Here is a 24,314-nt window from a genome sequence, read left to right as displayed (position 1 = left end):
TGTTCATCATCCTTCCGCTTTAAGCTCTAACAGTAAATCACGAAGCTCTGCCGCCCGCTCGAAATCAAGCGCTCTGGCCGCCTCTTTCATTTCGTGCTCCATTTGCTCAACGACTTTCTGGCGTTCTTTCTTCGTCATCTTCGCCAGTTTAGGCGCGGCTTTTGTTTTATATTCTTCTTTATCCTCAGCGGCCTGCGTCGCGCGGATCACATCGCGGATTTCCTTATTGATCGTTTGCGGCGTAATGCCGTGAATTTCGTTAAAGCGCTCCTGCTGTTCCCGGCGGCGCTTCGTTTCATTAATCGCGATTTCCATCGAATTCGTGATTTTATCGGCATACATGATGACGCGGCCTTCCGCGTTTCTGGCCGCCCGTCCGATCGTCTGAATCAGCGAACGTTCAGAACGGAGGAAGCCTTCTTTATCCGCATCGAGAATGGCGACAAGTGACACTTCCGGAATATCAAGCCCTTCCCTCAGCAGGTTGATGCCGATTAACACATCATGTTTTCCGAGGCGGAGGTCACGGATGATTTCAATCCGTTCAAGCGTCTTAATCTCGGAATGCAGATAATTGACCTTGATGCCGATTTCCTTGAGGTAATCGGTCAGATCCTCTGACATTTTTTTCGTTAAAGTCGTCACGAGAACGCGTTCATTCCGTTCAATCCTCGCCTGAATCTCGCCGATCAGATCATCAATCTGTCCTTCGATCGGACGGACGTCAATGAGAGGATCGAGGAGTCCCGTCGGTCTGATGATCTGCTCGATCATTTCCGGCGTATGCTCAATTTCATACGGTCCCGGAGTCGCCGACACGTACACGATATTGTGCATATGCTTTTCAAATTCCTCGAATCGGAGCGGACGGTTGTCAAGCGCTGACGGCAGGCGGAACCCGTGATCGACAAGCACCTGTTTTCTCGCCTGGTCACCGTTGAACATGCCGCGCACCTGCGGAATCGTCACATGTGATTCATCAACGACGATCATAAAATCGTCCGGAAAATAATCAAGCAGCGTATACGGCGTAGAACCAGGAGGACGGAGCGTCAAATGTCTTGAATAGTTCTCGATCCCTGAGCAAAAACCCATTTCCCGCATCATTTCAAGATCATACCTCGTCCGCTGCTCAAGCCGCTGCGCTTCAAGGAGCTTGCCGTTTTCGTGCATCACTTTCAAGCGCTCCTCAAGCTCCTGTTCAATATTCAGAATCGCTTTTTCCATCTTTTCCGCCCGGGTGACGAAGTGGGAAGCCGGGAAAATCGCGACATGGTCACGGTCGCCGAGAATTTCTCCGGTCAAAGCGTCGACCTCCCTGATCCGCTCAATTTCGTCTCCGAAAAATTCCACTCTGATACAATGTTCGTCACGGGAAGCCGGGAAGATTTCCACAACGTCTCCGCGCACGCGGAACGTCCCGCGCTGAAAGTCGATATCATTGCGGGCATACTGGATATCCACAAGCTTTCTCAGAAGCTCGTTCCGCTCAATCTCCATTTCCGGTCTGAGCGACACGACCATTTCCCGGTATTCTTCAGGCGAACCGAGACCGTATATGCATGACACACTCGCGATAATAATGACATCTCTCCGTTCAAACAGAGAGGATGTCGCGGAGTGCCTCAATTTATCAATTTCATCATTAATACTAGCGTCTTTCTCTATAAATGTATCCGTTTGAGGCACATACGCCTCCGGCTGATAATAATCATAGTAGCTGACAAAATACTCGACAGCGTTGTTCGGAAAAAATTCCTTGAACTCGCTGTACAGCTGTCCGGCAAGGGTTTTGTTATGGGCAATGACCAGTGTCGGTTTATTCACTTCTTTAATCAGATTGGACACGGTAAAGGTTTTGCCCGTCCCTGTCGCACCCAGGAGAGTCTGGTGTTTTCTGCCTTCCTGTATGCCTTTGACAAGCTTCTCAATCGCTTGCGGCTGATCTCCCTGGGGCTGATATTTCGAGACTAACTCAAAACGATCTTTCACAAAAAAGCCTCCGTTTCTTTACGAAATCTTCCTATTGATATAGTAACACAATGACGGGCAAAATCACTAAAAATACGAACTAAAGTTCGATGGTTTATTTTTACCAAGTTAATTTTTGTATAAAAAACCTGCTTTTATGGCGTAAAAGCAGGCATTCTATTTCATATTCACCATGTCAGGCATTGTCTTTCTTTTTGTCTGCTTCTTTTTTGGCCATGTACAGCCCTCCGGCCACCAGCGATACGACATCCAATCCAACGATAAAATACGTTTCGGTGTAACCCTTTAAATAGGATGCGAAAAGCAGTGCGGCTGTGAGAGCGATCGCCACATAGTGGTTAAACGTGACGCGCGTAAAAAGGACAACCAGCATAAAAGGGAAACATAATGCAAAAACGGCTTTTGTAATCACAAAAACCCTCCTCGGGAATTCTTCATCTCATCTGATTATAGTAAAAAATGAAGAATCGGACAATCGTTCCCCCTGCTATCACAATACCCTTTTTCGGCAGTCTTCAATCATCTGTCAAAAAAAATGTGAATATAAATCCATTGAACCATTAACCAGATGAATCGAACTACCTTTCTTCAGCCGAAAGGATGAGAAGGTTTAGGTCTTTGTATCTTTGACAGTTTCTTCCTCCCTCTTTACAATGTAATGATAGTGTTTACTATCATTTTCTTGGATGAAGAAAAAAAGGGGGTCATACCGCATGTATTCAGTGCGATTTCAAAAAGCGGAAGAATCGAGCCGCTCTGCAGGAGCAAAAGGAATGAACCTGATTAAACTGACGAAAAACGGGCTGCCCGTTCCCGGCGGTTTTATCATTCAGACGAATGCCCTGACACGTTTTATGGAAGACAACGGGCTTCAAGCAGATCAGGAACAGATGGAGCGCGCCATTATGAACGGCACGTTTTCAAAAGAGCTTCGGGAGGAACTGACCGCGTCGTTTTATGAATTGAGAGAATCATACGCCTCTGTCGCCGTACGTTCCTCCTCCGCGTCCGAAGATCTTGAAGGCGCTTCTTTCGCGGGCCAGTACGAAACCTATTTAAATATCAAAACAGAAGAAGAGTTTCTCGGAAAAGTGAAAGAGTGCTGGGCTTCCTTCTTCTCGGCGCGGGTCAGCGGTTATAAAGAGAAAATGAACAATGACACCGCAGAACCGTTAATGGGCGTTGTCGTGCAAGGTCTGATCAATTCCGAGGTTTCAGGGGTCATTTTCAGCCGCAACCCCGTCACACACGATGACGGAGAACTGATGATCAGCGCGAGCTACGGCCTCGGAGAAGCAATCGTCTCCGGCAGCGTGACGCCCGACACATTTATCGTCAATAAAGACACATTTCAGATTGAAAAAGAAATCGGCTTAAAAGAAATGTATATCGTCTCTAAAGACGAAGGCGTGACGGAAAAAGAGACGTCCGCTGACATGAGAAGCCGCTTCTGCCTTGATGACGAGAGCGTCAAAGAGCTTGCCATGCTGACGATAAAGACGGAAGAACTGTACGGTTATCCCGTGGATCTCGAATTCGGATTTGCCGAAAATAAGCTGTATCTGCTTCAGGCCAGACCGATTACAACGATCGCGCAGGATCAGAAAGCGGCAGACGAAGAACGGGAATTTATCATGACGCCCCGGGATCAGAAAGATTTTTGGCTCAATATGGAGGCCAATATAGAAGGTCCCGTCAGCCCGTTATTCGCTTCACTCATTGTGCCGGCTTTGGAATACGGCCTCAAAGAGAGCACGAAGGCCTTCCCTGTGATGGGCATCGAGATTGAGCGTGTCAAACTTCATCAGGGCCATGTTTTTTCCAGACAGCATAAGACGGACGACAAGCTGCCCGCAGAACAGTTAGAAGCGCTTTTCCCCGTCTTGGCTGACCGCATGTATGATATTATTCAGGAAACCTTTCTGCCTTTTTATCAAAAGCTGGACGAACTGGCGCATACAGACCATACGCCGGAGACTGCCCTTGATGCGTTCCGAAACCTGCAAGACTTCTATTTAAAAGGATACGAAGAACATTTCAATATTGTCTTACCGCAGGTTGCGTTAAACATGATACTGGAATCTATGTACGGACAGGTTGAGAAAGAAAACACCTCCCTTCTGTATGAAATGCTGGCCGGCGTCATGAATAAGTCATTGGAGACCGACAGACAGCTCTGGCTGCTTTCCGGACAAGTAAAAGACAGCCCTGAACTGCGGCGCGTCTTTACGGTTTCTCATGCCGATGAGCTGCATCAGACGCTTCTGCAATCAAATGAGGGAAAACGCTTTCTCGAACAAGTCGGCGAATTTTTGCAGGAATACGGCTGGAGATCCGTGAAAAGTCATGATCTCATTGAACAAACTTGGGCGGAAAACCCTTATTTCGCTTTGGCCAACATTCAGAACTATGTCCGGAACGGATACGATTTTGACAGTGAGTTTCATAAAACGATAGAAAAACGAAAACAGCTCTACGCCGACTTTATGGATAGAATTGAAGATGACGGCTTCCGGGAGACGTTTGACCGCTATTATCAGTGGACATTGTCTTCATCCGTCATCAAAGATGATCACCATTTTTATATTGATGCGATGCTGGACGCCAAAGCGCGCCTTTGCCTTCTGAAAATCGGCGAGCTGCTTCAAAAACAAGGCGTAATCGATGATCGGGAGGATATGTGGTACTTATACAGCGATGAAGTCGAGAAAGCGCTGGCGTCGCCGGTTCCGATGCAGGAAAAAGCCGCTGAACGAAAACAGCTCTTCCAGCAATATCAATTGCTTGAAGCCCCCGCTTATCTCGGGACTCCGACTTCGGAACAGCTGAAAACGGCTGAACAGATTACCGGCTCCATCACAGAAGATGAAAAAAACACTGAACATCAAATTTACGGACTTGCAGCGTCAAGCGGAATCGCAAGCGGACCGGTGAAAGTCATTCGTGACGCAAGTGAATTTTCCCGTTTTTCAACAGGAGACGTGCTTGTCTGCAAAATGACGACACCGCTGTGGACCAGTCTGTTCCAGGATGCAAAGGCCGTCATTACGGACACGGGCGGCATCCTGTCACATGCGGCGATCATCGCGAGAGAATACGGGCTCCCGGCCGTTCTCGGCACACGTGCCGCGACTGACAGGCTCAACGACGGAGATATCGTCACGGTAGACGGGACAAACGGCAAGATTACGATTGTCAAACGCGCTTCATGCTAGGTTTCCCTCTTTATTGGCGGGCAGGGCGGGTGTATACTTGTCCTGCCAGTATTTACGCGAGGTGAAACATGTTGAGAACGACGAACAAGAGAATTATTGACGCCGCGATGAATCTGATCATCCAAAAAGGATACCGCGCAGCGACAACAAAGGAAATCGCAGAAAAAGCAAAAGTAAGCGAAGCAACGATTTTCCGTAATTTTAAAAACAAGCAAGGATTAATGAAAGCCATGATTGAACAGCAGACGCCGGTTCCGGAAAGCATGATCACCAAGGCGGAAGGCGATCTGTATGAGGATCTTCTTCATTTCGCCACGACCCTTCTGCAGCAATTGGAACAAAAAAAAGAAGTGTTCCGCATCTGCCTGCGCGAACCGGAACTATTCGAAGACGTCCTGCAGGATATTGTCGTATATCCGCAATCCGTGAAAAAGCATTTAATCGTGTACTTTAAGGAGCTGACAAAGAAAAATATGATAAGCCCCGGCAGCGAAGAAGCTAATGCAGACGTCTTTATGACGATGATTTTCGGTTATTTTATACACCGGCTGCAGCTGGGGAAAAGAGTCATTACTCTCTCTGAGGAAACGATGCTGAAACACAGCACTGAGATTTTCATGAAAGGCATTACCGGCCGGTCACTTTCCGGCTCCAAGGAGGATGAAGGATGGGTTCAAAGAAAGAATGGGCGCTGATCGTTTCGCTTTTGCTGGGAGCCATACTCGTTCCCATCAATTCTACGATGATCGCAGTCGCCCTTTCGTCCATTTCCCGCTCATTCAGCGAATCAATTGCCAGCATCACATGGGTAGTGACCGTGTATTTAATCGTGATGGCCGTGACACAGCCCATCGCCGGCAAACTCGGTGATATGTACGGAAACAAAAAAATGTATTTATGGGGCGTCGGCCTTTTTCTCATCGCATCATTGGGGTGCGCCCTCTCGCCAAGTCTTTTCTTATTGATTTTCTTCCGGGCGCTTCAGGCTGCCGGCGGCGCTTTGCTTACGCCAAACAGCATCGCCATCATCCGCCATGTCGTGTCTGAAAAACGGCTTCCGAAAGTATTCGGCTTTTTCGGCCTCGGTGCCGGGCTGGGCGCGGCTCTCGGTCCGTTTATCGGCTCTCTTTTAATTGAGAGCTTCAGCTGGCATTCGATCTTTTGGGTCAACATTCCGTTTCTTGCAATCGCACTCGTGACGGCATTAGTGATGTTTCCTAAATATAAAGAAGAAACGTCCGACGCACCGCTTGATATCATCGGTTCCGTTTTGCTTGCCGGAAGCATTGTATCTATTATTCTTCTGACGAAAAATGAAAGCTCTTTGGGCTATTGGGTGTACGCGCTGCTCATTCTCGTATTGGTTCCGCTATTTTTCAGACGGGAGCTTCGCACGAAACATCCGATTATTGATTTTGATCTATTTAAAAACACGACCTTTACGAGCGCCAATCTGTCGGTTCTGTTAAGCAATTTAATGATGTACGCCGTTTTATTGATTATGCCGCTCTTTATGACTGGCCACTTCAGCATGAACACGTCGCACAGCGGCATGGCGCTGTCAGTCTTTTCTGTTTTCATGTCCGCCAGCAACTGGGGCGGAGCTCAGCTGCATCAGAAATGGGGCGCGCGAAGAATGATTTTTCTGTCCTTCGGGCTGATGGCTGTAGCCAATCTCTTATTTTTGCTTTTGGTTTATTCCCATTCCGTTCCGTTTCTTATGGCATCGCTTATTGTAGGAGGCATCGCGTCAGGTGCGGGGCTGACGAGCATGCAGGTATCTTCTCTTGCGACGGTAGAACCGGGCATGTCCGGCATCGCATCCGGGATTTTCTCCACCTTCCGTTATTTCGGAAGCATTATTTCTTCAGCACTGATCGGTTTAATCTCCGGGTTTCATATTCTGTTTATCATATTGATCGGAGTTTCTGTGATCGGCTTGTTCGTATCGCTTGGAATTAAGTCCGGGGAAACCGTTCAGACGAAAAAAAGCCATTCGGCATAACGAAAAAGGTTCCGTAAGCATCTGCTTTCCGGAACCTTTTCTAGTTTTCCTTCTTCATTTTCTCTCTCAAAGTGTCACCGCACTCCCCCGATGCATAGAGTATCGCAATGCGGTTTTGCTCTATGAGATTCTTTTTATTTAAAAGAGAAAAGGGGAATGTAAATGGCTGAGAATCCAGATCAAATTCGCCCGCTGGCACCGTCTCTTACGATCACGGCCGTTCAAAACAGCATAGAAGGAACAGCGTCAGATCTCGTTCTTACCTATTCGCCGAATTCCGTGCTTTCGTTAGGCGGAGTCGTATTCCGTCTGCCTGAAGGGTTTACCGCGACAACGAATGACATCCTCAACAACAATAACTTAACTTCTTCACAACTATCAGAAGGCGGCAGAAAAGTCACTTTGCCATTGACGCTTGATCTTCTCGGACTTGCCCAGTTCACGCTTGTGCTGAAAAACAAAACACTCCCGGCGCCAGGCACGTATACCTTTTCTGCAGAGAATACGGTGCTGATCATCGGTTCGCTTCTGCCGGCTTCCGCGGATCTTACTGTGAACCCGGCAGCTTTTGCGTATGTGACCAACTATTTAAGCAACCATGTCGGCGTCATCAATAAAATGACCGGCACGGTTTCAAGTGTCATTCCGGTGGGAGCAGCACCGCTAGGCATCACGATAACGCCTGACGGCAGATTTCTGTACGTCTGTAATTCGGGAGAAAACAGCGTATCCGTTCTCTCAACCGAGACAAATAGCGAGGTCGGGAGAATCCCGGCAGGCGCGTCTCCTTATAAAATCGCCGCTTCGCCAAACGGAAACTTTATATACGTCACCAACCAGCAAAGCAGCAATGTATATGTGATCAGCACACAAACCAATACCGTCACCTCAGTCATCCCCGTCGGCCTTCTGCCGACAGGCATCGCCGTATCGCCGAACGGACAGCTTGTCTATGTGCTGAATACCAATACAAACACCGTTTCAATCATCCGCACGTCAGACAATACAGTGGCGGCAACCATTATTATGCCGTACAGCTCCCCTTCAGATGCCGTCTTTTCGCCAGACGGAAGCAAGGCTTATATGACAAACCTTAACAGCAACAATCTCGCCATCATTGATACCGGCACAAACACGATCATTGATACCGTCAATTCGGAGCTGAATCCGCTCGGTGTCACGGTAACGCCTGACGGGGCGAAAGTGTATATTTTAAATTCGAGCAGCAGCACCGTATCTGTGCTGGATACAGCTGCAAACACGATCACCGCGGTTATTCCGGTCGGTCTGTATCCGTTCAGCGCCAAACCGGCAGCTGACGGAACACGTATCTTCGTCACGAATTTTTTCAGCAATCTGATTTCCATCATCGACACGGCATCCGATACCGTCGTCGGCACCATTACCTCAGTATTGTATCCGGCTGACATCGTAATCCGGCCGTAAAAAAAAGCCCGGCCGCCGTGTTGTTAGCGGCACCGGGCTTTTTTATAATGCTGTCATTTCTTCGTGCTCGTGTTCATCCTGCACGAATAAAATACCTAATTCATGATGTTCGCCTTCATAGGACGCGCGCTGATCAAACCGGATCTCACCGTTCAGGCCGATGATCTCCATTTTTACAAATGCGCGGTTTTTTTGAAGTGCTTCATAAAAATCCGATACATGCTTCACGGGGATGCCGTTTACTTTCGTAATAATCTCACCGATCTTCAGCTCAAGATCGTCCGCGGGTGTATTCGGAATGATGCCGAGCACCATTAAGCCCTGATCCCGCTTAGAGAAATAAAACGGAGCCGCGTTATCGTTCAGCCGCTGTCTCAATGATAAAAACAGGCGTCCGAGCACCGCAATACAAGCGGCAGCTCCGGCAAGCGGAGTCCACCAAAGGGCAGCTGCCCCGAATGCGGTCACGATAACCCCGAGAATCATGACACGTTTCGCCGTTATCCTTATGCTGACTTCCGGAAGTGACCCCTGCACACGCTGTCCGAAGCCGGCGATATAAGGAATCCAGATCAAATGGAAAGAGCCGCCCGGCACGGTAAAGACAGGCCACCAAGAAAGGTGTGACTCAAGCCCGCTGCCCGGCACCAAAAAGAAAAGCGGAAGCAGCCATGCGCGATTCGCCAATTGTCGGCCGATGGGCAGGCCTCTGCTGCTGACGACAAGCGCCGGAGATGTTTTCAGATGCGCTGAACGGCAGGCAGCCGCTCCCTCCGTGATAATCAAAAGGCCCATAAACACGGCCGCCGACGCCCAATTCACACCGAATGCCTGCGGAAACCGATCCGCAAACGGCACTGTGTGGGTATACTGAAGGATAAACGCAATGAACATGCCGGCGCTGACAATATAAGCTGAGGACAGCCAATTCATACGGAACGTCAGCGAAGCCAAAGCCGTCACGGCCGCGATTATGCCGAGAAGACCGAATGGAATCGAAATTCCCAGTCCAAAAAATAATATGGAGAGAAGAATACCCGGTATAAGTCCTTTTATGTATGTAAAGATAAGCTCGTCATACATATCCGCGATTTTTGTATGAAACGTATGGCGTTCACGTTTGATCCGCAAATATCCGCATGCGAGACTTATGATGATAAAAAACCAGAACATCGGGTGCAAAAAAAACAGACCGATACTTTTCAGAAGTTCAATTCCCCATTGAACAGACACTGCTTTCACCGCCTCAAGCCAAACATTTTAATTCTATTCTACCAAATAATCATTGGCTTGAATATCTCAAACGTCTATCTCTCTTCCGTCATCCACAGCGTTACATTTGAGAGAGAGAAATCTTTCAGATAGTGGTCAACCTCCACCTCGATCACGCCGCTGATCAGAAGCATGGACCGCTTAATATCCGTCAGATTGATTCCTAAACGTTTATGGTTTTTCATTAAGTAAGTGAAATAATGCTTCGCACACTCTTCATTGATTTCGTGAACGCATTCAACATTTGTGTAATTGACCAGGTATCTGCTGAACAGCATAAGAAGACTTAGTGCTTTTGTTGATGAAAATGTGACGTCTTTTGTTCTGTCTTTTAGTTGTTCCACTAATTCATAATATTTTTTTTCACGCACAATACTTGCCCTCTTCAATTGTGAACCCCCATTTTTTTATCCAGATAAGCACGGGTGATTACAGCTGCCGTGCTGAAGCGCCGCAAACACTTCTGCTTTCGATACTGAAATGCAGCTGCCAAACTAAAACTGTTCTCTATTAGAACCTTCTTTTATTGTAAGAACTAAAACTGACTGAGGCAACTTTCAAAAGTTTCATTTTGAATACATATTAACTCGGCATAAAGTCTCTCTTCTCTATAAATATCGGGTAATGTTTGTCCTTTATAAATGTTTAAATGTGAAAATTTTTTTAATATCTTGTCAAAACCGTCATAATTATATGCCTTTTGGTTCATTTTTTACAAATGACAAAAGAAACAGGAGACGCAAAAAACGCCTCCTTTTCATTTATTTTACAAATAATGATTTTAACGCCATTTGCAGCTGCAAATCATTTTTTTCGTCAGATTTCTTCTCATTCATCAGCTGATTCATTTTTTCCGCTGTCTTTTTATCAATGACTGCTGTTTTATCAAGCTTGTACCGGTCTTGAAACGCCAGAACGGCTTTTTTCATTGGTTTGCTGAAATAGCCGTCCGCTCTGCCCGGGTCGAAGCCTAGGCCTTTCAGCAGGATTTGGGCGTGTTTGACATCCGCGCTGTTCATATCAGGCTGAAGCGGCTGTTTCAGCTGAAGCGGTCCCGCCGCAAAATAATCCGGCTGGCTCACGGCGATTGTCGGAGCAATGCCTTTTTTGTGAATCCAATTGCCTTTCGGTGTCAGCCATTTGTAAAGCGTCAATTTAATGTTGCTCCCGTCTCCCATAGGCACGGCCTGCTGAACCGTTCCTTTACCGAAAGAAGTGTCGCCGACAACGTCATAATGTCCCGCTTCTTTTAACGCGCCCGCAAGAATTTCTGAAGCGGAGGCGCTTCCTTTATCTGTTATAATATTGATGGGATACGGCTTCTTATGTTTTAAGGTTGAGAAATATTGTTTTTTATCGCCGTTACGCTCCGCAATTTGGATATACGGCATGTCTTTTGTGATGAAATGCTTTAAAATTTGTTCGACGCTTTGAAGGTAGCCGCCGGGATTCCCCCTTACATCAAGGACGAGACCGTCAATCCCTTGTTTTTCAAGCTTTTTCAGCGCCGCGGCGAAGTCCTCGGCGGTATGCTCGGAAAATGTCGATATGCCGATGTAGCCGACATGATGACCGCCTGATTCTTTGCGGGAAGCAAATACGGTTTCAAGCGGGATTTCCGCTCTTTTAATCCGGAATGACAGCTGTTTTTCAGTACCCGGACGCTGTATTTTAATAGAAACCTTCGATCCTTTTTTTCCTCTGATTTTCAGCACGGCTTCGTTTAAATCTTTCCCGTTCATTGACACGCCGTTTATACTGATGATTTCATCATTCGGCTTGAGGCCCGCTTTTTCCGCCGGAGATTGCTTAAACGGTGATACGATAATGATTTTATTGTCTTTCATACCGACTTCAGCGCCGATCCCTTCGAAAGAAGAATCAAGAGAATCGGAAAACTGCTTAGCGGTCTGCTTGTCCATATAAACGGAATAAGGGTCGTTTAATGTAGACAGCATCCCCTGAATCGCTCCTTCAAGAAGCTTTTCTTTATCTACATTTTCCACGTATTCGTTCGAGATCAGCTCATATGCTTTTTCGATTTTTTCCATTGCCCGGGTTCTTTCTGCGTCTGATGAATTCGGCTGTGCCGCCCCGGCAATATGGGCTCCGCCGCACATCATGCTTAGGGCCGCTATCACTGCGATCATTTTCTGCTTCATCGTTTACCTCCTCTTAGTCCTTTTACGAAAACCTGGAGATAGTATGTGTAAATTGCAAAGAATTCATGTAACGGCAACAAAAAAATGAAAATGCGAGATTGTTTCATATATATGGGTAACGTATAATATTTTGTATGTAATTCATTATATATACAGGAGAATGCGATATGAAAATAAAATTATCGATTTTATCCGCGGCGGTTCTGGCCGCAGGCATTACCGCCTTTGTCTGGCCAAAAACAGAGGCCAATGAGAAAACGCAGACGGACGCCTTGTATGTTTCTCCCGCAGGCAGCGACCAAAATGAAGGAACGAAAGAAAAGCCGTTCCGCACATTAAAACATGCGGCTGAAAAGGCAGAGGCCGGAACAACCGTATTGATTCGGGAAGGGACATATGATGAAACGTTTGAAGTAAAGCACAGCGGCACGGCCGAAAAGCCGATTACATTTCGGAACTATCAGAATGAGCATGTCGCCATCAGCGGCAAATCTGCGCCAAAAAGCGATTCTGAAACTCCGTTAATTCAAATCCGCAATAAACAGTACATTACCATTCACGGCATTACGCTTGAGAATCTCTCCGTATCATCAGAAGATGCGACGGCCATGGGGATCTGCGTCACCGGATCAAGCAGTCATATCAACATTGACGGCAACCATATCCGGAACATTAAAACCACGGCTGATGAAGGAAACGCACACGGCATCGCATTTTACGGCACAGGCGCCATGAAGGATGTCAGCATCACAAATAATACGGTTGAAAAACTGACGCTCGGCGCAAGCGAAGCGGTCGTGCTGAACGGAAATGTTGACGGATTTAAGATTGCCGGCAATACCATCCGGGACAATAACAATATCGGGATTGACGTGATCGGATACGAAGGAACATCCAAGCAAAACGACTATGCGCGAAACGGCATCATTGAAAACAATACGGTGAGCCATAACTCTTCTTACGGAAATCCCGCTTACGGAGATGAATATTCAGCGGGCGGTATTTACGTTGACGGCGCAGAACATGTGGACATTAAGAAAAACACCGTTTACAACAATGACCTTGGGATTGAAGCCACCTCTGAGCATAAAGGGAAATACGCACGAGATATCCGGATCACGGATAACAAGGTGTACGGCAATGCTTACACCGGTATTTCAATCGGAGGCTATGACACGAAACGCGGCGGCACCATCAATTCGGTGATCGCTCACAACATCATGTACCGAAATGACACGAAGGACCTTGACGGCGGCCAGCTGCTCCTGCAGTACGGCACAAAAGGGAACACGATCGAAAAAAACATCATGACGGCAAGCGATTCACGGATTTTTATCGCAAATGATTTTACGAAAAACGAAGAAAATACCGTTAATCATAACGTCTATCACAAAGAAGAGGGAAAAGACGGTATCTGGAATTGGAAGAACAGAGAATATGATTCATTCACAGCGTACCGAAAAGGAACGGCAAACGATTCGGATTCCATTTATGCGGACCCGATGTACCGAGACGAATCGTCTTATGACTTTACATTAAAGCCCGGATCACCGGCCCTGCCCGTCATTCAGTAACGAGACCATTAAAAAAAGCCAGTCTATATCAGACTGGCTTTTGTATTTATACACGAAGGAATTTACGGATGGAAGTCAGACTTCCCCATACCCCGATCACCGCGCCGATCAGAATGAGCACAAGTGATACTTGGAACACAAACGGACTGTACGGCAGAAGTGAAACAAATGATCCCTGAACTTTCGGGGCCACCCAAGCGACCATCGACTGGTACGTACTCAGCACGAGAGCGATCGGTATGACAGAACCGAATACCCCCAGCAGCAGTCCTTCCAGGAAGAACGGCCAGCGGATAAACCAGTTTGTCGCGCCGACAAGCTTCATGATTTCAATCTCTTTTCTTCTGGCGAAAATCGTGATTTTAATCGTATTCGAAATTAAGAACATCGCCGTGAACAGAAGGCCGATGATTAACGCAATCCCGATGTTGCGTGACACCCCGACGATCTTAAACAGACGGCTGACTTCTTCTTTCCCGTATGTCACTTTATACACATGATCAAGCTTCTCAATTTTTTTCGCGACTTTCGGCGTATCATGCGGATCTGTCGTTTTGACGATAAACGCGTTGTTCAGCGGGTTTTCCTGATCTTGCATTTTCATGGCCTTTCCGCTGTCGCCGAAGCTTTTGACCAATTGATCAAGCTCTTTATCTTTAGATGAAAACTCTACGCTTTGGATACCCGAGATGTCTTTAATCTCATTCTGCAGCGTATCCTGCGTTTTCTTATTTGACGTCAGATCGATTAATACTTTAATTTCCACTTCTTTTTCAGCATTTTTAGCCATGTTGTTTAAGTTCAGCATAATGACTAAAAACACGCCGACCAAAATCAATGTAACGGTAACGGCACTGATGGATGCAAATGTCATCCACGTGTTTCTTCCGAGAGACTTAAAACTCTCACGCAAATGGCGCCCGAGAATTTTAATCATAAGAACCATACTCCCCTCTTGACTCATCACGCACAATAATTCCGTCTTCGATCGCGATGACCCGTTTCTTCATGGTGTTTACTATTTCTTTATTGTGTGTCGCCATCACGACGGTCGTTCCGCGGTTATTAATCTCTTCCAGTGTCTTCATCACTTCCCATGATGTTACCGGATCAAGGTTGCCCGTCGGTTCGTCAGCTATCACGACGTCAGGATTGTTGACGATGGATCTTGCGATGGAAACACGCTGCTGTTCTCCTCCGGAAAGCTGGTCGGGAAACTGCCGCGCTTTATGCTTCAGCTGCACAAGATCGAGCACTTCGAGCACGCGTTTTTTAATGACTGACTGCTGCTCTCCGATAACCTCAAGCGCAAACGCTACGTTTTCAAATACCGTCAATTTCGGAAGGAGTTTGAAATCCTGGAAAACAACACCTATTTTACGCCGCACGAAAGGAATCTCTTTTTCTTTCACAGCCGCGAGATCTTTATGATTAATCAATATTTGCCCTTTTGTCGGTTTTTCTTCTCTGTAAATCATTTTAATAAAAGTAGATTTACCGGCTCCGCTCGGTCCTACGACATATACAAATTCTCCGGGATGAATCATGACTGACAGCCCGTTAATCGCTTTTACACCGTTCGGATAGGATTTATATACTTCTTTCATCTCTATCATGAAATCACCTAATCTTTTATTTATGTCTTGCAGCCATAGAGTTCGCAAACGTACAGCGGTTTATGGCCGATTCGTCAGGAAACAGATGAAAAATCTGAAAGTTCCTTTTCCTCAGTACACTTCATTATACGTCAAATTTAGACATATTACTATTACAGTTTCTTTTCATTCCCAGACCGAGAAAAAACCTTGCCCCTATAACAGGCAAGGTTTTTCTGTTATTTTTTCTGTGACAGCCATTTTGCGATCTTCGCGGCTTCCTCATCATTTACAAGATGGCTCGGCATATTGCCGCGTCCGTTTTTAATGATGCTTTCAATTTTAGCTTCATCATACTTCCCGCCGACTTCCTGTAAATTCGGACCTCCGCCGCCTTCTAAGTCTTTACCGTGACAGCCGATACAGCTTTGCTGATAAAGTTCTTCACCCGCTGACGCAGATGCTTTTGATCCGCCTGAGCTGTCAGAGCTTTCTTTTTTCGATTCATTGGATCCGCCGCATGCCGCCAGCAGGACGGACATGGTCAGAACCAGCGCCAGCAGCGCCCATTTTGATTTCATATGTAAGATGCACCCCTTCGCTATTATAACCTCGTTTACGCGCGTTTGAAACCCTCGCCGAGCACCTCGCTTGCGTCTGCGACAATGACAAAGGCTGACTCATCAATTTGTTTGACGATTTGTTTCAGTTTTGTGAATTCGGTCTGACCGACGACACACATTAAGATCGGCCGGTCATGTTCCGTATACCCGCCGACTGCGGAAATCTTCGTCACACCCCTGTCGATTTCTTTAAACACAGCTGATCTGACTGCTTCTTCATGCTGCGTAATGATTAAAGCCATTTTGGAGCGGTTGAACCCGACCTGCACGACATCAATCGTTTTGCTTGAAATAAATACCCCGAGCATCGCATACAGTCCCTGCTCCACTCCGAAAACGAGCATCGCGCTCAGCACAATTAATCCGTCCATGATGGCAAGGCACGTTCCCAGCGACAGCCCCGTGTATTTGTGAATGATCTGCGCCGCCAGAGCCGTTCCCCCCGTGGAGCCTTTGCCGAGATACACGATGCCGATTCCAGTTCCGATCCCGACGCCTCCGAAAATCGCCGCCAGCAGTTCATGGGTCGTCGCGGCAGGCAGATCTCTTGTTAAAAAGACGGCAAGCGGCAGAACGATGGAACCGACCAGTGTCTTCATTCCGAACTTCCCGCCGAGAATGATCACTCCGGCGATAAACAAAGGGATGTTAATAATCCACTGCACATAAGCCGGTTCAAAACCAAACGTTTCTAAAATGGTGCTGATCCCGCTTACTCCCCCCGCTGCTATACGGTTCGGCAGCAAAAATACGTTAAACACGACCCCTGTAATCGCCGCGCCGATCATGATATATATGTAATCTTTGATCAGACGGAGCGGCTTATTGTGATTCACATCCATGCAAAATCCTCCGTTCTCCGATTTTCTCTCGATAGCATTTTAAGTCTTCCCGGCTTAGAAGTAAATAACAGCCAAATACCGTATTAATTTGCTAAAGCGCTGTTGTGAAAAATGGAAAAAGAGAACGGATAAAAAAACACACCTTGCCAAAGGCAGGTGTGTTCCCGGATTACGACAGTTTAGAACGTAAATAGGCGTCAATGAAGATATCGATATCTCCGTCCATAACCGCCTGCACGTTCCCCATTTCCGTATTGGTACGGTGGTCTTTCACCATGGAGTACGGATGGAAGACGTACGAGCGGATTTGGCTGCCCCAGCCGATTTCTTTCTGTTCGCCGCGGATTTCGTCAAGCTCCGCCTGCTGTTCTTCAATTCTGCGCTGATACAGCTTCGCTTTGAGCATTTTCATCGCCCGGTCGCGGTTTTTGATTTGTGAGCGTTCCGTCTGGCACGTGACGACTACATTTGTCGGCAGGTGGGTGATCCGAACGGCTGAATCAGTCGTATTGACGTGCTGTCCGCCGGCACCGCTCGCCCGGTACGTATCAACTTTAATATCTTCGGTACGAATATCAATGTCGATTTCTTCATTGAATTCAGGCATGACTTCACATGACACGAATGACGTGTGACGGCGGCCTGATGAATCAAATGGAGAAATCCGCACGAGACGGTGTACGCCTTTTTCCGCTTTTAAATAGCCGTATGCATTGTGGCCTTTAATAAGCAGTGTGACAGACTTAATTCCTGCTTCATCTCCCGGGAGATAATCAAGCGTTTCAACTTTGAAGCCGCGTCTTTCCGCCCAGCGGGTATACATTCTGAGCAGCATGGAACCCCAGTCCTGAGATTCCGTACCGCCGGCGCCCGGGTGAAGTTCTAAAATCGCGTTATTTTTGTCATATGGTTCACTGAGCAGCAGCTGAAGCTCAAATTCATTCAATTCCTTCGTTAATGACTTCAGCTCTTTCTCAAGCTCTTGCTGAAGGTCCTGGTCAGGTTCTTCTTTTAAAAGATCATGTGTCATTTGCAGCTCTTCGTGAGACTCGCTCAGCTGATGGTAGGAGTTCACGTATTCTTTCAGACCGTTCGCTTCGTTGATGACGGTTTGGGCCTTCTGCTGGTCATTCCAGAATTCCGGTTCCGCCATCTTTTCATCTAATTCTGCAATGCGGGCTTCCTTTGATTCGAGGTCAAAGAGACCCCCTGAAGTCCGCTAAACGAGAAGCCATATTTTCGAGCTCTGCCCTGATTTCTGATAATTCCATTCCATTCACCTCATTAAAAGATCCGGGGCGCCATAAGACGCAGACCCGGTCATGTTCGCTTCATACAGTCCAGACTATTCTGTCCGGCCGCAGCAATTTTTATATTTTTTTCCGCTTCCGCAATGGCAAGGCGCGTTGCGTCCGATATCCACAACTTTGCGGACCGGCGCTTTTTTCGCTTGTTTGGCCTCATCGCCGTCCTGCGGCTGATGAGCCGTCGTTTGGCCCTGAACAACTTCTTCGCGTTCCAAATTGCTTTCAATCTCGGCCTTCATGACGAATTTCGCAACTTCGTCCTCAATGGACTCAATCATGTGCTCAAACATTGCGAAACCTTCCATTTGATATTCACGCAGCGGATTTGTCTGCGCATAAGCGCGAAGGTGAATCCCTTGACGCAGCTGATCCATCGCATCAATATGATCCATCCATTTTGAATCAACGGCACGCAATACGATGACTTTTTCAAATTCACGCATCTGCTCTGTACCGAAATTCTCTTCTTTTTCATTATATTTCGTCATGATGCGGTCCATGATCATCTCATGCATTTCGTCCGGTTCTTTTCCGAAGATATCGCTCTTTTCAAGCGCGCCTTCATCAAGATACGTTGAATTCACCAGCTCCACGAGGCCGTCAAGATTCCATTCTTCCGGAAGCTCCTCTTTCGGCGTATAAGCGGCAATCGCACGCTCCAGAGAAGACTTGATCATGCCTTCCACAATGTCGCGCAGGTTTTCAGAGTCAATGACTTCAAAACGCTGCTTGTAAATGACTTCGCGCTGCTGACGGAGCACGTCGTCATATTGAAGAAGCTGTTTACGTGAATCGAAGTTGTTTCCTTCGACACGTTTTTGAGATGATTCCACGGCGCGTGACACCATTTTGCTCTGAATCGGCGTGGAGTCATCCATACCGAACCGGTCAAGCATCGCCATCGTCCGTTCAGCTCCGAAACGGCGCATCAATTCATCCTCCATTGAAAGATAAAATTGTGTGATGCCCGGGTCTCCCTGACGTCCTGAACGTCCGCGGAGCTGATTGTCAATCCGGCGGGATTCGTGGCGTTCCGTACCGACGACTGCAAGACCGCCAAGCTCTTTTACGCCTTCGCCGAGTTTAATGTCGGTTCCGCGTCCCGCCATGTTGGTTGCAATCGTGACAGCGCCTTTTTGTCCCGCTTCTTCAATAATCTGAGCTTCACGCTCATGGTTTTTGGCATTCAGCACCTGATGCGGAATCCCTTTGTTTTTCAGAAGTTTAGAAATCAATTCAGACGTTTCAACGGCAACCGTACCGACAAGAACCGGCTGTCCGGTCATGTAGCGCTGGGCGACATCCTCCGCCACCGCCTTGAATTTCCCTTCCATTGAGCGGTAGATCAAGTCCGGACGGTCGTCACGGATGACCGGCTGGTTGGTCGGGATGGATACAACCTGCATGTTATAAATATTGCGGAATTCTTCCTCTTCCGTTTTTGCGGTACCGGTCATACCGGCCAGCTTTTCGTACATACGGAAATAGTTTTGGAACGTAATCGTCGCCAATGTCATGCTTTCATTTTGAATCTCCAGGCCTTCTTTCGCCTCAATTGCCTGGTGAAGACCTTCGCTGTAGCGGCGTCCTTTCATCAGACGGCCGGTGAAGGAATCAACGATGACGACCTGGCCGTCCTCAACAACATAATCCACGTCTTTCTGCATCGCCGCATGGGCTTTTAAAGCCTGGTTGATATGGTGGTTCAAGGCCACGTTTTTGACATCAAACAGGTTGTCGATGCCGAACGTTTTTTCAGCCTTCGTCATTCCTTCTTCCGTCAGCTGAACGCCTTTCGTTTTGACGTCATACGTATAATCCTGATCTTTCTTGAGCGTGCGGACAAACGCATTTGCCTGCACGTACAGTTTTGTGGACTTCTGAGCTTGTCCGGAAATAATCAATGGCGTTCTCGCTTCATCGACTAAAATTGAATCGACTTCATCAATAACGGCAAAATGAAGCGGGCGCTGCACCATTTGTTCTTTATAGAGCACCATGTTATCACGCAAATAATCAAAGCCTAGTTCATTGTTCGTTGAATACGTGATATCGGCTGCGTAAGCTTCGCGTTTTTCATCTTTTGACATCGAATTCAGGTTCAGGCCGACTGTAAGCCCGAGAAACGCAAAGATTTCTCCCATTTGCTGGGCATCACGGCTGGCCAGATATTCGTTGACCGTTACGACGTGAACGCCTTTTCCCGTCAAGGCATTTAAATACACGGGAAGCGTAGACGTCAGCGTTTTCCCTTCCCCTGTTTTCATTTCGGAAATGTTCCCCTCATGAAGGGCGATGCCCCCCATGAGCTGCACTTTAAACGGGAACATGCCGGTTACGCGGCGGGAAGCTTCACGAACAACGGCAAACGCTTCGACAAGAAGGTCATCCGTCGTTTCTCCTTTTTCAAGCCGCTCTTTAAATTCTGCCGTTTTATTTTTAAGCGCCTCGTCAGAAAGATTTTCATAATCTCCTCTTACGGCATCAATGTCATTTGCTATTTTTTCGTATTTGTTCAGCGCACGTTTGGTCGGATCAAACATTTTATTTAAAATCCCAAGCATCTATAACGCTCCTCTATGTTCACATGCAGAATTTGCATGGAATAAATGATAATTTTCTGTCCATGTATACCTCTCATTATCATAACATACCTTTTGCTATTTCCAAAGAATTTGCAGATAAAGATAGAGAAAAACCTTCCGCGCGTTCACGGAAGGCTGGATGGGTTTATTCAGTCGGTTCAATTAATCCGTATTTGCCGTCATTTCTGCGGTAAACGACATTTGTGAGATTCGTCTCCGCGTTGGTGAATACGAAGAAATTATGTCCGAGCATATTCATTTGGAGAATCGCTTCTTCATTATCCATCGGTTTTAAATTAAAACGCTTTTGACGGACAATTTCCGGGCTGTCATCTTCAATTTCGTCCTGAACCGCTACGCCCGTATCAGCAGCGCTGCCGTTCTCGAAATAATGTTTCGGAAGACCCTGCTCGCGGAATTTTCGGTTGACTTTTGTTTTATGCTTTCGGATTTGACGTTCCAGCTTGTTTGTTGCGAGATCAATTGCATTGTACATATCCTCGTTATGCACTTCAGAACGAAGCGCCAGATCAGTCATCGGAATGGTGACTTCAACTTTGGATTCCTTATCGTTATAGAATTTTAAGTTGACGTTCACATCGGCATTGACGCTCTGCTCGAAATATCGTTCCAGCTTGCCGATTTTTCTCTCCACATGATCCTTTAACGCAGGTGTAACCTCAATGTTTTCTCCTCTGATATTGTAGTTCATCAAAGAACGCCTCCCTTTATCTAAGGATATGTAACTATTTCTCTTTTACCCCTTCTGATCCCTGCTGAAACGTTAAAATAATGTGTAAATTCGGTGAACGATGACGAATGGTGTCGGTTTTATCCGGCAGCGTCCGGCAGGATTATAAGTATATGCAAAGGACGCAGGCAAAAGACCTGCCGCTTGCAGCAGGTCTAGTGAAGAACATACGGTTTGATGCAGTCGTGCGTCTGCTCCATCCATAGCTTATAATGCGGCAGAAAGATGGTTTTTAAAAACTCCTGAAAAGGGGCGGACGGGAAATCATAATCATTTAACATGCTGAAATCCTGAAAGATCTCGTCAAATGAGCGGATCGCCGTCTCCACGCATCGGCACTCAATGATAGACAACAGAAGCGCATGAGAAGAATCGAGATGAAAAAAAGCCTGAATCAAATCGTTGTAAATCCGCTCGCCCTCCGTCTTAAAAAAATCGTCCTGCGTGTCCAACAGGTAGCAAAGCCCCTCATCAATCGTAAAAAGAAGCTGGTAATAGGCTGACACCAAATGGTAATCGTTCAAACTTCTCAAAACACTCACCTATTTGCGTTTGTCGTAATAACGGCCGTCACTTGTCGTTTGCTGATACGGATTGAAATACGTATTATGGTAGATTCGTTTTTTCTTAAGCGTTTTTATTTCATTTCGGATGCCATCCTGAATCCGTTTCACTTCGCCGGTAATCAGACGGTCCATCGCGGCCACCTGCTGAAGCAGCGTTTTTTCTTCTTCGGAAAAAGGCGGCTTTATGCCCGCAAGCATCTCCTCCCTTTTCTCCGTAAATGCCGTAACGCTGCTGATGAGACCGTCGCTTTCCGGGGCGTCCTTCAGTGCAGCGTACATGTTCTTCGTTTCGTTATACAAAGAAAAGACATTGCTGTTCATCAGGCAAGGCCGCCCGCGCCATGGCTGTTTTTCCGTTCACTCTGCATGGCCTGCTTCCACGTGTCGCGAAATTCAGTAACGAGCTTTTCCGCTTCATCTAAAAACTCTCCGTTATTCTGCACGTTCGCATCGATCAGCCGGCGGCGGATGTAATCATAGATTGATGACATCTGCTCAGAAATCTCAATCTCCCGGTTTAACGTGATGCTGAGCTCTTGAATGATGTTTTGCGCCTTTACGATATTTTCATTTTTGGCTTCAAGGTTGTTTTGCTTCATCGCCTGCCTTGCCAGCTTAATGAATCGCAGGCAGCCGTTATAAAGCATAAGGGTCAGCTCTTCCGGAGCGGCTGTAAAGACGGATGTCTGCTGGTAAGCAGCAAAAGGATTATTTATTGCCATTTTTATAAAACCTCCAAGGTTATGATGTTGAAGATCCTAACATTGACGTGAGATATGAAGATTGGCTGTTCAATTTCTCCAATGCCGTATCCAGTGCGCTGAACTTTTTATAATATCTCGTCTCGATGTCATCCAGCTTCGTTTTCATATTGGAAATATTTGTTTCTATTTCATCCAGGCTTTTTCCGATGGCAAAGCTGGTTGATACCGAGCTTTCCGTACCCGCCTGTTTTGAAATTTGAATCTGCATTTTATTTAATGTGTCTTTTAATCTCCGGGCAATCCCCTGTTCCTCCGGGTTTTTGGTTTTCGCTGTATCAGGGCTGTCTGCATTAAACAGTTTAGCCACGAGAGCAGGATTCTCGGTAATTTTCTGTTTCAGTTTCGCTTCGTCTTTAATGACAAGCTTTCCTTGATCCGTATAACTATCAGACGTCTCAATTCCGAAATCGGCAAGCTGATATTTTTTCCCGTCAATCGTAACGGTTGAGTACAGATCAAGCCGCATCTCCGCCAAACCGTTCTGCAGCGTGCTGTCACTCCGTAATAAACCGCTTTTGGCTTTTGCCTCCCACTGCTCAATCTGCTTATCGGTCATTGCTTCTCTTTGTTCATCGGTTAGCGGCTTATAATCGCGGTATTTTGATTCTGTCACCTTCTCGTTTGCGCTTTTAATTAACGTATTGTATTTATCAACGAAATCTTTAATGTTGTTAAAAATGCCGTCCGTATCCGTCGTGCTGTTAATCGTAACCGTTTTATTGCTGTCCGTCACGCTGTTCAGCGTGTATTTGATGCCGTTGATCGTAAAGTTATTGGACGTTTTTGTCATTTCAAGCCCGTTGAACGTAAACTTCGCGTTTTTCCCTTCGGCATTGGCCGTCAGTTCATTTGTTGCATCATCAACGGCAAAACCGAGCTGATCTTTCAGAAAGCTTTTGGTCGCGTCATCACCTGCTGAAAGGGTAAACCCTTCCCCCGTTTTATTGGAAGTGAACGCAATCGTGTCCACATAATCCGAGCCGTTAGAGATTTTCTCTTTTAAAGCCGTCACTCCGAGACCCGAGCTGTTCAGTTTGGTGACCACATCATCAATCGTATCGGTTGCGGCGATCGTGACGTTTACCTCAGTCGGCTTCGTTTCACCCGGATTTGTGACATTGAATTTCAATGTTTGGCTTTGACCCGAAGTGAAATTGATGGCCCCTGAGGATTTATAAGTCGTCGGCGTAGCCAGCTGCTGTACAGACATGCTCGTTGAAATATTCTGCTCAGCACTGACGGCCACCGCGCTGACACTGGAATCCGAACTTGTTACTGTTTTTTTATTCCAGTTTGTGGACATCAGCATATTATTAAATGTAGTAGAATACATGTCGGCAATCTGGGTATTCATTTCCCGATAAGCATCGCGCTTCCATTCAAGCGTCTGCTTTTGCTGGTTTAATTTATTAAGCGGCTGCTTTTCGGCATCCATCATTTTTTTCACCAGAGAATCTACATCAAGACCGGAATTAAGGCCTGTGATTCTTGTGACCATATGTACCCTCTCCTTTTCGGCGTTTAGTCGTAGACGGCTCTATGACAACAGTGAGTTTCCGACTGTTTATCATATCACAGCTCCATAAATGTATGATCTTATTCTTATATCGGTCAT

The 24,314-nt window shown here is 46.7% G+C and carries 21 protein-coding genes; 5 read left to right on the top strand and 16 right to left on the bottom strand.

Going from position 1 to position 24,314, the window contains the following annotated elements; all coding sequences use genetic code 11:
• Positions 1–6: 6 nt before the first annotated feature.
• On the bottom strand, positions 7–1,992 hold the full coding sequence (uvrB, locus tag ACWJJS_RS02975; protein WP_003151439.1) for an excinuclease ABC subunit UvrB: 1,986 nt from the start codon (positions 1,990–1,992) through the stop codon (positions 7–9).
• A gap of 175 nt (positions 1,993–2,167) precedes the next feature.
• Complete coding sequence (locus ACWJJS_RS02970; RefSeq protein ID WP_003151438.1) at positions 2,168–2,404, bottom strand: CsbA family protein; 237 nt, start codon at positions 2,402–2,404, stop codon at positions 2,168–2,170.
• Between the two features lie 301 nt (positions 2,405–2,705).
• On the opposite strand from ACWJJS_RS02970, the gene ACWJJS_RS02965 reads away from it, so the two are divergent.
• From ACWJJS_RS02965 to ACWJJS_RS02950, 4 genes are all read left to right on the top strand, one after another.
• Positions 2,706–5,207, top strand: coding sequence for a PEP/pyruvate-binding domain-containing protein (locus ACWJJS_RS02965; RefSeq protein ID WP_454023299.1), 2,502 nt, complete (start codon positions 2,706–2,708; stop codon positions 5,205–5,207).
• A gap of 71 nt (positions 5,208–5,278) precedes the next feature.
• Positions 5,279–5,902: a TetR/AcrR family transcriptional regulator gene (locus ACWJJS_RS02960; RefSeq protein WP_201489087.1), complete on the top strand. Its 624-nt coding sequence runs from the start codon at positions 5,279–5,281 to the stop codon at positions 5,900–5,902.
• Positions 5,875–7,212: an MFS transporter gene (locus tag ACWJJS_RS02955; RefSeq protein ID WP_173612795.1), complete on the top strand. Its 1,338-nt coding sequence runs from the start codon at positions 5,875–5,877 to the stop codon at positions 7,210–7,212. The genes ACWJJS_RS02960 and ACWJJS_RS02955 overlap by 28 nt, the downstream gene beginning before the upstream one ends.
• 162 nt (positions 7,213–7,374) lie before the next feature.
• Complete coding sequence (locus tag ACWJJS_RS02950; protein WP_454023298.1) at positions 7,375–8,658, top strand: BslA/BslB family hydrophobin; 1,284 nt, start codon at positions 7,375–7,377, stop codon at positions 8,656–8,658.
• A gap of 42 nt (positions 8,659–8,700) precedes the next feature.
• On the opposite strand, the gene ACWJJS_RS02945 is transcribed toward ACWJJS_RS02950, so the two are convergent.
• The 3 genes from ACWJJS_RS02945 to ctpB form a co-directional block, all read right to left on the bottom strand.
• Positions 8,701–9,891, bottom strand: coding sequence for a S1C family serine protease (locus tag ACWJJS_RS02945; RefSeq protein ID WP_094247456.1), 1,191 nt, complete (start codon positions 9,889–9,891; stop codon positions 8,701–8,703).
• 74 nt (positions 9,892–9,965) lie between these two features.
• Positions 9,966–10,319 carry a swarming motility protein SwrAA gene (swrA, locus tag ACWJJS_RS02940; protein WP_014305920.1) on the bottom strand — a complete coding sequence of 118 codons (354 nt, stop codon included), beginning with the start codon at positions 10,317–10,319 and terminating at the stop codon, positions 9,966–9,968.
• A gap of 372 nt (positions 10,320–10,691) precedes the next feature.
• Positions 10,692–12,053, bottom strand: coding sequence for a carboxy-terminal processing protease CtpB (gene ctpB, locus ACWJJS_RS02935; RefSeq protein WP_454023385.1), 1,362 nt, complete (start codon positions 12,051–12,053; stop codon positions 10,692–10,694).
• A gap of 206 nt (positions 12,054–12,259) precedes the next feature.
• On the opposite strand from ctpB, the gene ACWJJS_RS02930 reads away from it, so the two are divergent.
• Positions 12,260–13,666: a right-handed parallel beta-helix repeat-containing protein gene (locus ACWJJS_RS02930; protein WP_071392356.1), complete on the top strand. Its 1,407-nt coding sequence runs from the start codon at positions 12,260–12,262 to the stop codon at positions 13,664–13,666.
• A gap of 46 nt (positions 13,667–13,712) precedes the next feature.
• On the opposite strand, the gene ftsX is transcribed toward ACWJJS_RS02930, so the two are convergent.
• The 11 genes from ftsX to ACWJJS_RS02875 form a co-directional block, all read right to left on the bottom strand.
• Entirely contained in the window at positions 13,713–14,603 is an 891-nt protein-coding gene (gene ftsX, locus ACWJJS_RS02925) for a permease-like cell division protein FtsX (protein ID WP_013353766.1), read from the bottom strand.
• Positions 14,596–15,282 (bottom strand): cell division ATP-binding protein FtsE, encoded by a 687-nt coding sequence (gene ftsE, locus ACWJJS_RS02920; RefSeq protein WP_003151418.1) that lies wholly within the window; start codon positions 15,280–15,282, stop codon positions 14,596–14,598. Before ftsE ends, ftsX begins: the two co-directional genes overlap by 8 nt.
• A gap of 218 nt (positions 15,283–15,500) precedes the next feature.
• Entirely contained in the window at positions 15,501–15,842 is a 342-nt protein-coding gene (gene cccB / locus ACWJJS_RS02915; protein ID WP_003151417.1) for a cytochrome c551, read from the bottom strand.
• 35 nt (positions 15,843–15,877) lie between these two features.
• The gene (locus ACWJJS_RS02910; RefSeq protein WP_058906389.1) at positions 15,878–16,726 is read right to left on the bottom strand and encodes a YitT family protein; all 849 of its coding nucleotides are present in this window, start codon (positions 16,724–16,726) and stop codon (positions 15,878–15,880) included.
• A 169-nt stretch (positions 16,727–16,895) separates the two neighbouring features.
• Positions 16,896–17,997, bottom strand: a protein-coding gene (gene prfB / locus ACWJJS_RS02905) for a peptide chain release factor 2 (RefSeq protein WP_096034905.1) whose coding sequence is annotated in 2 segments (ribosomal slippage) — positions 16,896–17,924 and positions 17,926–17,997 — 1,101 coding nt in all. Because the reading frame shifts where the segments join, the coding sequence is not laid out codon by codon here.
• 74 nt (positions 17,998–18,071) lie between these two features.
• Positions 18,072–20,597 carry a preprotein translocase subunit SecA gene (secA, locus tag ACWJJS_RS02900; protein ID WP_003151414.1) on the bottom strand — a complete coding sequence of 842 codons (2,526 nt, stop codon included), beginning with the start codon at positions 20,595–20,597 and terminating at the stop codon, positions 18,072–18,074.
• 166 nt (positions 20,598–20,763) lie between these two features.
• Positions 20,764–21,330, bottom strand: a complete 567-nt coding sequence (gene hpf / locus ACWJJS_RS02895) for a ribosome hibernation-promoting factor, HPF/YfiA family (protein ID WP_003151413.1) — start codon at positions 21,328–21,330, stop codon at positions 20,764–20,766.
• A 194-nt stretch (positions 21,331–21,524) separates the two neighbouring features.
• Positions 21,525–21,902 (bottom strand): hypothetical protein, encoded by a 378-nt coding sequence (locus ACWJJS_RS02890; RefSeq protein ID WP_003151412.1) that lies wholly within the window; start codon positions 21,900–21,902, stop codon positions 21,525–21,527.
• A 9-nt stretch (positions 21,903–21,911) separates the two neighbouring features.
• The gene (gene fliT / locus ACWJJS_RS02885; protein WP_003151410.1) at positions 21,912–22,256 is read right to left on the bottom strand and encodes a flagella biosynthesis regulatory protein FliT; all 345 of its coding nucleotides are present in this window, start codon (positions 22,254–22,256) and stop codon (positions 21,912–21,914) included.
• Positions 22,256–22,657: a flagellar export chaperone FliS gene (gene fliS, locus ACWJJS_RS02880; protein ID WP_003151407.1), complete on the bottom strand. Its 402-nt coding sequence runs from the start codon at positions 22,655–22,657 to the stop codon at positions 22,256–22,258. Before fliS ends, fliT begins: the two co-directional genes overlap by 1 nt.
• Positions 22,658–22,676: 19 nt before the next feature.
• The gene (locus ACWJJS_RS02875) at positions 22,677–24,197 is read right to left on the bottom strand and encodes a flagellar hook-associated protein 2 (protein WP_101562485.1); all 1,521 of its coding nucleotides are present in this window, start codon (positions 24,195–24,197) and stop codon (positions 22,677–22,679) included.
• Between the last annotated feature and the right edge of the window lie 117 nt (positions 24,198–24,314).

The sequence above is a fragment of the Bacillus sp. JK106 genome (genome assembly GCF_053663355.1).
This window is presented reverse-complemented; position numbering and strand designations above follow the sequence as displayed.

What these genes read in the sequence shown, in the direction of transcription:
- ACWJJS_RS02965 (WP_454023299.1), top strand. Translation starts at nt 2,706, where the DNA reads ATGTATTCAGTGCGATTTCAAAAAGCGGAAGAATCGAGCCGCTCTGCA.
- ACWJJS_RS02955 (WP_173612795.1), top strand. Translation starts at nt 5,875, where the DNA reads ATGGGTTCAAAGAAAGAATGGGCGCTGATCGTTTCGCTTTTGCTGGGA.
- ACWJJS_RS02950 (WP_454023298.1), top strand. Translation starts at nt 7,375, where the DNA reads ATGGCTGAGAATCCAGATCAAATTCGCCCGCTGGCACCGTCTCTTACG.
- ctpB (WP_454023385.1), bottom strand. Translation starts at nt 12,053, where the DNA reads ATGATGTGCGGCGGAGCCCATATTGCCGGGGCGGCACAGCCGAATTCA.
- ACWJJS_RS02930 (WP_071392356.1), top strand. Translation starts at nt 12,260, where the DNA reads ATGAAAATAAAATTATCGATTTTATCCGCGGCGGTTCTGGCCGCAGGC.
- ftsX (WP_013353766.1), bottom strand. Translation starts at nt 14,603, where the DNA reads ATGATTAAAATTCTCGGGCGCCATTTGCGTGAGAGTTTTAAGTCTCTC.
- ftsE (WP_003151418.1), bottom strand. Translation starts at nt 15,282, where the DNA reads ATGATAGAGATGAAAGAAGTATATAAATCCTATCCGAACGGTGTAAAA.
- cccB (WP_003151417.1), bottom strand. Translation starts at nt 15,842, where the DNA reads ATGAAATCAAAATGGGCGCTGCTGGCGCTGGTTCTGACCATGTCCGTC.
- ACWJJS_RS02910 (WP_058906389.1), bottom strand. Translation starts at nt 16,726, where the DNA reads ATGGATGTGAATCACAATAAGCCGCTCCGTCTGATCAAAGATTACATA.
- secA (WP_003151414.1), bottom strand. Translation starts at nt 20,597, where the DNA reads ATGCTTGGGATTTTAAATAAAATGTTTGATCCGACCAAACGTGCGCTG.
- hpf (WP_003151413.1), bottom strand. Translation starts at nt 21,330, where the DNA reads ATGAACTACAATATCAGAGGAGAAAACATTGAGGTTACACCTGCGTTA.
- fliT (WP_003151410.1), bottom strand. Translation starts at nt 22,256, where the DNA reads ATGAACAGCAATGTCTTTTCTTTGTATAACGAAACGAAGAACATGTAC.
- fliS (WP_003151407.1), bottom strand. Translation starts at nt 22,657, where the DNA reads ATGGCAATAAATAATCCTTTTGCTGCTTACCAGCAGACATCCGTCTTT.
- ACWJJS_RS02875 (WP_101562485.1), bottom strand. Translation starts at nt 24,197, where the DNA reads ATGGTCACAAGAATCACAGGCCTTAATTCCGGTCTTGATGTAGATTCT.